This window comes from Actinomadura geliboluensis (genome assembly GCF_005889745.1).
GTDB lineage: Bacteria > Actinomycetota > Actinomycetes > Streptosporangiales > Streptosporangiaceae > Spirillospora > Spirillospora geliboluensis.
The window spans coordinates 1-5,862 of the sequence record NZ_VCKZ01000516.1; the positions used below are offsets into that span (position 1 = coordinate 1).

General features: G+C 73.4%; 5 protein-coding genes. 1 reads left to right on the plus strand and 4 read right to left on the minus strand.

Features of this window, described 5'->3' with window-relative positions; translation table 11 throughout:
• Positions 1-170: 170 nt before the first annotated feature.
• Complete coding sequence (locus tag ETD96_RS40080) at positions 171-2,198, plus strand: MMPL family transporter (RefSeq protein ID WP_240808566.1); 2,028 nt, start codon at positions 171-173, stop codon at positions 2,196-2,198.
• 4 nt (positions 2,199-2,202) lie between these two features.
• On the opposite strand, the gene ETD96_RS40085 is transcribed toward ETD96_RS40080, so the two are convergent.
• The 4 genes from ETD96_RS40085 to ETD96_RS40100 all read right to left on the minus strand — a co-directional run.
• Positions 2,203-2,865 carry a response regulator gene (locus ETD96_RS40085; protein WP_138641706.1) on the minus strand — a complete coding sequence of 221 codons (663 nt, stop codon included), beginning with the start codon at positions 2,863-2,865 and terminating at the stop codon, positions 2,203-2,205.
• Positions 2,862-3,992 carry a sensor histidine kinase gene (locus ETD96_RS40090; protein ID WP_138641707.1) on the minus strand — a complete coding sequence of 377 codons (1,131 nt, stop codon included), beginning with the start codon at positions 3,990-3,992 and terminating at the stop codon, positions 2,862-2,864. The genes ETD96_RS40085 and ETD96_RS40090 overlap by 4 nt, the downstream gene beginning before the upstream one ends.
• A gap of 92 nt (positions 3,993-4,084) precedes the next feature.
• Entirely contained in the window at positions 4,085-5,140 is a 1,056-nt protein-coding gene (locus tag ETD96_RS40095) for a hypothetical protein (protein ID WP_138641708.1), read from the minus strand.
• Between the two features lie 115 nt (positions 5,141-5,255).
• On the minus strand, positions 5,256-5,862 hold a 607-nt coding region (locus ETD96_RS40100), incomplete at its 5' end, for a hypothetical protein (protein WP_205719703.1).

Here is a 5,862-nt window from a genome sequence, read left to right on the forward strand (position 1 = left end):
GCCACTGTCATTGCCACTTTACCTAGACGTTTTTTTTTTTCAAGCAGAAGACGGCATACGATATGTCTTAGGGTCTCGTGGGCTCGGAGATGTGTATAGGAGACAGGGCTCCCCCCGCGGGCGGGGCTCTGGCGGGACTCGCCCGGTTCTGTTACCGGCGCCGCCGACTGGTGCTGCTGCTGTGGGTGGCCGGGGTGATCGCCGTGGCGTTCGCCGGGTTCGGGTACGGCGCGCAGTCCGACAACGACTTCACCGGCGGGGACTCCGGGTCCGCCAAGGCGCAGGCGCTGATCGAGAAGCACTTCCCCGAGCGGCAGGGGGACACGCTCACGCTGGCGGTCAAGGCGGAGAAGGGGCTCGACGACCCGGCGGCGCGCAGGACGGTCGAGAAGGTCGTCGCGGAGCTGGACGCCTCGCCCGTCACCGGGCCCGTCGTGTCGCCGTACACGGACGCGAGCCTGGTGACGAAGGACCGGCGGATCGCGCGGACGACCGTTCCGCTGACGGACGTGGACCCGGCGAAGTCCGACGTCGAGCCGCTGGTGGACGCGGTCAAGGAGGCGTCCGGCGGCGGTGTGGTGCTCGGGCTGGCCGGGGACATGGCGGAGAAGGCGGAGACGCCGCCGCAGGGGCCCGCGGAGAGCGTGGGCGTGCTCGCGGCGGCGGTGATCCTGTTCATCGCGTTCGGGTCGCTGGTGGCGATGGGACTGCCGATCGTGACCGCGCTGATGGCGATCACCGGCGGGATCGCCCTGATCAAGCTGGTGGGGCACCTGGTGCCGTCGCCGGACTTCACGGTGCTCGTCGCGGCGCTGGTCGGGCTCGGGGTCGGGATCGACTACGCGCTGTTCATCGTGACCCGGTACAAGGAGGGCCTGGCGGACGGCGACGAGCCGGAGGGGGCCGTGGTCAAGGCCATCACCACGGCGGGGCACGCGGTGCTGTTCGCCGGGCTGACCGTCGTGATCGCGCTGCTGGGGCTGACCGCCATGGGGCAGCGGCTGATGACGGGCGTGGCCGTGGCCGCGGCGGTGACCGTGCTGGTCACGATGGCGGCCTCGGTGACGCTGGTGCCGGCGTTCCTCGGCTTCACCGGGCGCCGGATCGGCGCGGTGCGGCGCGTCCGGGAGCGGCGGCCGCTCGCCGAGCGGTGGGCCGGCGCGGTGCAGCGCCGGCCGCTGGCCGCCGTGGTGCTGGCCGGCGCGGGGCTGCTGGTGCTGGCCGCTCCTGCGCTGTCGATGCGGCTGAGCCTGCCGGACGCGAGCGTCCAGCCCCATGACCGGAGCAGTTACGCGGCGCACGAGATCCTCACCGAGGGGTTCGGGCCGGGGTTCGGGGCGCCGCTGGTGTTCGCGTCCGCGAACACGGACCTGCGCGCCGTCGCCGGCGCGGTCGGCGGGCAGGACGGGATCGCCTACGTCACGCCCCCGGAGGTCAGCCGGGACGGGAAGGCCGCCACGTTCCTCGCCTTCCCCAAGACCGGGTACCAGGACGAGGCGACCGCGGAGCTGGTGCACGAGCTGCGGGACGAGGTGCTGCCCGACGGCGTCCACGTGGGCGGGCCGAACGCGGGCACGATCGACTTCTCCGAGGACATCGGCGCGCGGCTGCCGCTGATGATCGGGGTCGTCATCGCGCTGTCGCTGGTGCTGCTGGTCGCGCTGGTCCGGTCGGTCACGATCGCGGTGCAGGCGGCCGTGCTGAACCTGCTGTCGATCGGCGCCGCCTACGGCGTGCTGGTCGCGGTGGTGCAGTGGGGGTGGCTCGGCTCGCTCTTCGGCTTCCCGACCGAGATGCCGGTCACGACCTGGGTGCCGATGATGATGTTCCCGCTGCTGTTCGGGCTGTCCATGGACTACGAGGTCTTCCTGATCTCGCGGATCCGGGAGGAGTACGAGCGGTGCGGCGACACCCGCCGGGCCGTCACGCGGGGGCTCGGCCGGACCGCCAAGGTCATCACGGCCGCGGCCGCCATCATGGTCGCCGTCTTCACGACGTCGCTGCTCGGCCCGGACGTCGCGGTCAAGCAGATCGGACTCGGCATGGCGGTCGCCGTGCTCATCGACGCCACCGTGGTCCGGATGGTCCTGGTGCCGGCGGTGATGGAGCTGTGCGGCAAGGCGAACTGGTGGATGCCGGGACGGCGGGCGGCGGTGGCGGCGCCGCCCGAACCGGCCGCGGAGCGGGTGCGGGTCTGACCTCTCAGCGGCCGCTGGGGGCCACCAGGCCGGATTCGTAGGCCAGGACGACGAGCTGGGCGCGGTCGCGCGCGCCCAGCTTCGTCATGGCCCGGTTGATGTGGGTCTTGGCGGTCAGCGGGCTGATCGCCATGCGGCCGGCGATCTCGTCGTTGGTGAGGCCGTGCCCGGCCAGGGTGACGGCCTCCCGCTCGCGGTTGGTCAGCTCTTCCAGGCCGGCGCCGCCGCCCGCGTCGAGCGGCCGGGCGACGTAGCGGCTGATCAGCATCCGGGTGATGGACGGCGCGAGCAGGGCGTCGCCGCGCGCGGCGACCCGCACCGCGTGCAGGAGGTCCTCCGGCTCGATGTCCTTGACGAGGAATCCGGCGGCGCCGACGCGCAGCGCGTTGAAGACGTACTCGTGGAGGCCGTAGTTGGTCAGGATGACGACGTGGACGCCGGAGAGCGCCGGGTCGGCGGCGATGCGGCGGGTCGTCTCTATCCCGTCCATGACGGGCATCTGGATGTCGACGAGGGCGATGTCGGGCAGGTGCCTCGCGATCTGTTCGAGGCCCTCCGCGCCGTCGGCCGCCTCGGCGACCACCTCGATGTCGTCCTCGGCGTCGAGCAGCGCCCGGAACCCGCGGCGCAGCAGCGGCTGGTCGTCGCACAGCACGACGCGGATCATGAGGGCCGTCCCACGGGGAACTCGGCCTGGACGCTGAAGCCGCCCTCGTCGCGGGGTTCGGCGCGGAGCCGGCCGCCGAGGGCGGTGACGCGCTCGCGCATCCCGAGCAGCCCGACGCCGGGCACCGGGGCGGCGCCGGGCCTGGCCTTGCCGTCGTCGTCGACGCGGACGGCGAGGGTGCCCGGCCGGTAGTCGATCCGGATCGACGCGGTCGCGGCGGCGGCGTGCCGGACGGTGTTGGTGAGCGACTCCTGGACGATCCGGTACGCGGTCCGGTCGACCGCGGCGGGCACCTCGTGCCGCTGCCCCTCGATCGTCAGCGTCGTCTCCAGGCCCGTCGTGCGCGCCCGCTCCACCAGGTCGGGGACGCGGTCGAGGCCGTGCGGCGGGGGCGCGGCGTCCTCCCGCAGCGTCTCCAGGGTGGCGCGCAGCTCGCGGGTCGCCTCGCGGCCCGCCTCCTGGATCGCGAGGAGCGCCTCCGGCACCTCCTCGCCGTGCTTGCGGGCCAGGTGGACGGCGACGCCGGCCTGCACCTTGATGATGGAGATCTGGTGGGTGAGCGAGTCGTGCAGCTCCCGCGCGATGTGCAGCCGCTCCTGCGTGGCGCGCAGCCGGGCGGCCTCCTCGCGGGTGCGCTCGGCCTCGTCCGCCCGCAGCTCGGCCTGCCGCAGCGCCTCCCCGGCGGCGCCGGCGGCGATCAGCCAGGCCAGTTCCAGGACGCCCCGCGCCTGCGCGAACGCCTCGCTCATCGACCCGTCCGCCGGGGAGGCCATGGTCGCGACGGGCAGGGCGAGCAGCAGCGCGACGCTGACCGCCAGGGTGACGATCCGGTGCCCGGAGCGCACGGCGGTGTAGACCGCGACCAAGTACGCGACGGCGGGCACGTCGAAGCCGACCGCCCTGTAGCCCACGGCGCACAGCCCGGTGACGGCCAGGACGGCGATCGGGGCGCGGCGCCCGGCGGCCAGCACGAGACCGCTGACCACCACCAGCGCGTACCCGAGCGCGTCGAGGTCGGTGGCGGGGTGCTCCCCTGTCAGCGCGCTGATCAGGAGCACCGCCGCCACACCGGCCGCGCCCGCCCATCCCCTGGTCCGGCGCCAGACACCGGACAAAGCTGTGCTCATACGCGCACGCTAGCGGGGTGCCGGCGCGTGCGGATCCTGCGCGCGGACGAGAGCCCCGCTACCGCGCCCGCAGTACCCGCGCGCGCCCGTTGTCAGGAGGCCGGCTGGTTCGTCATCGCGAGGGGGCCGCCGCCCGGGGCCGTGCCGACCGCGATCATGCCGTCGCCCGTGCCGGGGAGGGCGGTGTAGTCGAACCCGCCCCGGTTGCGGGAGCCGGTGCCGGTCTGCGCGGGCATCGGGATCGTCTGCCACTGCTCGCCGTCGAAGCGGTAGAAGACGGCTCCGGGTTTGCTTGGGTCTGTACCGGTCCAGAGGGAGCCGTCCTCGCCGAGGGTGTAGGCGAGGTAGGCGGACGGCGGCTTGGGAGCGGCGCTCCAGCCGGCGGCGGTGCGGTGCATCAGCTCGGTCTTGCCCGGGCCGTCCACCCAGACGTGGCCGGGGCCCGCCACCGCCAGCTGGGTGTAGCCGTCCGGGACGTCGTCCGCCGACACCCACGTGTCGCCGTCCCAGCGGGCGATGCCGGGCCGGTAGGGGCCGAGGAGGCTGCCGGCGCCCCACAGCTCCGTGTCGCCGACCGCGTAAGTCCTGTGGATGAACCCGACGGTGTTGCCGTAGGTCGTCCAGGTGCCGTTCTGCCAGCGGGCCAGGCAGCCGTTGCTGACCCAGACGCCGCCGTCCACGGCTTCGAGCTGGAGGTACGTCGCGGTCTTGCACTCCTCGGGCAGCGCGATCTGCGTCCACCGGGAGCCGTCCCAGCGGGCGAGGTACCCCTCGCCCATCTTGGCGCCGGAGAGCCAGACGTTCTCGGGAGAGGAGGCGTCGAGGTCCGTGGTCTCCAGTTTCCAGGCGCCGGGCGGGTTGCGGTTCTCCCAGCCGGTGCCGTTCCAGTGGCGGACGACCGCGTTGAAGCTGCACACCGAGCCCGCGCCCATGCCCGGCCACGACCAGTCGACGCAGGCGAGGCCCTCGAAGCCGGCCGCCCACACGTCCCGCGCGCCGACCGCGGCCACCTCGTTCAGGCCGCTCTCGGGCCACAGCCCTCCCGGTGCGTCCGCCGTCCGCCAGGGGCTCTCGCCGGCGTGGGCGGGCGCGGCCGCCAGCCCGGCGACGAGGGCCGCCGCCGCTCCGATCATCCATGCTCGTCTCATGCCGGGCATGATCGCGAACGGCCCGGCACCGGCGCTTGTAGCAACCGTGACAGGAAATACTGGCAAGTTTGCGCTACGGTGCGCGGGTCCCCGCAGGGGGGCGGGACGCCCCTGGCTAGCGGTTGGCCTCCTCAAGAAGGGCCAGGGCGGTCTCGGCCATCGGCCGGGCGTAGGCCTTCAGGTCGTCGAACGACTTGGCCGGGGCGACGAACGACGTGTGCACGGTGACGTTCCGGTGCCGGACGTGGATCTCGTAGCCGCTGGTGACGGGAACGCCGAACGCCTCGTCCCCCAGCCCCGCGATGGGCTGCCGCGTCCCGCTGGCCCCGGCCTTGCCCATGGCCTCGGACGCGGCGTCCGCACCCGGCTTCAGCGCGGTCGCCTTATAGCGGTGCAGGCTCAGGTTCACCTGGACCTGTCCGGCGAACGCCGACCACATCGCCTCCGATTCGTCGGTGTAGTGCCCGCCGCCGGTGCGGCGCCAGCCGCTGTCCATCTGGACCTCCAGCTTGGACGTGATGCGCTGGTCGAGGCCCTTCGTCGAGTCCAGGACCGACAGGGCGTCGGGCACCTTCGTGTGCTCGCCGCGCCCGTTCACGCCCGGCAGGACGACCGTCCATGCCACGGTCGCGCCCACGACCAGGACGAGCACCGCCAAAACGGCCCCACCGATGATGAAGATCCTCTTGCGACGGCGCCCCGCCGACCGCCCCCGCGGCCCC